The sequence below is a fragment of the Collinsella sp. SGI.033 genome, assembly GCF_050315135.1.
GTDB lineage: Bacteria > Actinomycetota > Coriobacteriia > Coriobacteriales > Coriobacteriaceae > Collinsella.
The window spans coordinates 1-2106 of sequence record NZ_JBNPOK010000047.1 but is presented as its reverse complement, the minus strand read 5'-3'; the positions used below and the strand labels follow the sequence as shown (position 1 = coordinate 2106).

General features: G+C 64.7%; 2 protein-coding genes. One reads left to right on the top strand and one right to left on the bottom strand.

The window, feature by feature from the left end; all coding sequences use genetic code 11:
• Positions 1–137 precede the first annotated feature (137 nt).
• The gene (locus ACQRC0_RS08650) at positions 138–587 is read right to left on the bottom strand and encodes an ATP-binding protein (protein ID WP_427729300.1); all 450 of its coding nucleotides are present in this window, start codon (positions 585–587) and stop codon (positions 138–140) included.
• A gap of 483 nt (positions 588–1070) precedes the next feature.
• On the opposite strand from ACQRC0_RS08650, the gene istA reads away from it, so the two are divergent.
• Positions 1071–2106: IS21 family transposase (gene istA, locus ACQRC0_RS08645; protein ID WP_427729298.1), on the top strand; the 1036-nt coding region annotated here is incomplete at its 3' end.

The window sequence follows — 2106 nt, the reverse complement described above, 5'->3', positions numbered from 1 at the left end:
CGACTCGATGCCCAGCGCGACGGCGAGGTGCGTCTTGCCCACGTGTGTTTCGTCAAGCAGATTTTTCGTAAATCATCATCCAATTCTTTCGGGTCTCAGCACGAAAGATCTTCGGTTTTCACCAAGGGCTGCGGGACCTACCCTTCCTTCCTGTTTCCCAGCATGAGCGAGTCCGTGACGCGGCGGCTCTCGCCCTTGAACTCCACCAGCCTGCCATGGTGGACGATCCTGTCCACCAGCGCCGATGCCAGCTTGTCGTCCGCCAACACCGTGCCCCACTTCCCGAACTCGATGTTGGTCGTCAGCACCATCGACTGGCGCTCGTAGCAGTTCGACATCACCTGGAACAGCAGCCTCCCCCCGTCCGAGTCCAGCGGGATGTAGCCGAACTCGTCCAGGATAAGCAGGTCGACTTTGGACAGCTCCTGGTACCGCTCGTCCAGCCTGCCGCGCTCCTTTGCAGCCTTCAGGTCGAACACCAGCTGCGCGCATGACAGGAGCCTCGCCGACTTGCCCGCGTCCACCGCCAGCATGCCCAGCGCTATTGCAAGGTGGGTCTTGCCCCTTCCCGTCGGCCCGTGGAACACGAAGTCCTGCCTCTGCCCCAGCCATTCCAGGCCCAGCAGCTGCTCCCACCCGTAGCCTTCCTGGAACCGCAGGTCGGACGGGTCGAACTCCGCACCGACTTCACCGCCGGGAACCTGGCCTGGCGCAGGAGGCGTGCATGCTTGCTGTCCCTCCTGACCTCGAGCTCGTGGGAGAGGAGCTCGCTTACCGCCTGCATCTGCCCCGGGGTGGCACGGTCCAGAAACCATGCCACCGTCGCGTTCGACAGCCGCAGGGTGCGTGCATCTAGCGCGATCCGCTCCTGCAGCCGGCCCTTCTCCGCCCTGCTAAGCATGGGATCCCCCCCATCATCGCGAACACGTCTGTATTCCGTAACATCTAAATCGACAAAAACGGCAGCATAAAGTCGACACTTCCCGCAAGGGGCATGCTGACCAGATCGCAGGGCTATCTTGGTGGTGCTTCGTATCTACCAAAGGAGGCCCGGAGAGGAAATGATCAGCATGACCGATAAGAATTCTATACGCCTGCTGTGGCGGCAGGGGGACAGCGTCGCCGAGATCGCGCGCAAGACCGGCGTGAGCCGGGACACCGTCTACAAGTACCGCGACATGGACGACTTCAGCCCCAAGCCGCCCGCGAGGCGGGCGCAGGGCTCAAAGCTCGACCCGTACAGGCCCCTGATCGAGTCCTGGCTCGACGACGACATGCGCAGCGGACGCAAGCAGCGCCATACCGCAAAGCGCGTCCACGACAGGCTCGTCTCCGAGTGCGGCGCCGACGTCTCCGTCAGCACCGTGGAGCGGTGCGTCAGGGAGATTAGGGCCCGCCGCTCGGCGGAGGCGGCCGACGCCCAGTACCTCGACCTCGTCTGGGGCCCCGGCGAGGCGCAGGCCGACTTCGGCGAGGCCGACTTCTACGTGAGGGGGATGCGGACCACGCTGAGCTTCTTCGTGATGACGTTCCCGTACTCCAACGTCGGGCTGGCCCAGGTCTTCCCGGGCGAGACGTCGGAGTGCGTCTGCCAGGCCCTGCGCAACGTCTTCGAGCGCGTCGGCGGCGTGCCGACCAAGATCGTCTTCGACAACGCGACCGGCGTCGGCCGCCGCGTCGGCGGCGGGGTCCGGACGACCGAGCTGTTCGCCGCCTGCAGCGCCCACTACGGCTTCCGCTTCAGGTTCTGCAACCCCCGCTCGGGCAACGAGAAGGGCAGCGTCGAGAACAAGGTGGGCTGCGTGCGCCGCAACCTCTTCGTCCCCGTCCCCCAGCTGTGGGACGCCGGCGCCTTCAACCGCAGGCTGCTCGAGCGCAGCCTCGCCATGTCCGACAAGCCCCACTGGATAAAGGGCGAGCGCGAGCTCGATCTCTTCGAGGCCGACAGGCTGGCGATGCTCGGGCTGCCGGCCAAGCCCCTCGACTGCGTGTTAGCGTCAATCTATTTTTCACCAGTTTCGCTAAACAGGCGCGCCGTTCGCGCAAAGGCGGTTTCACCGGTTGCGCTAACGTATTTTCACCGATTCCGGTCACGGCTTGACGGGA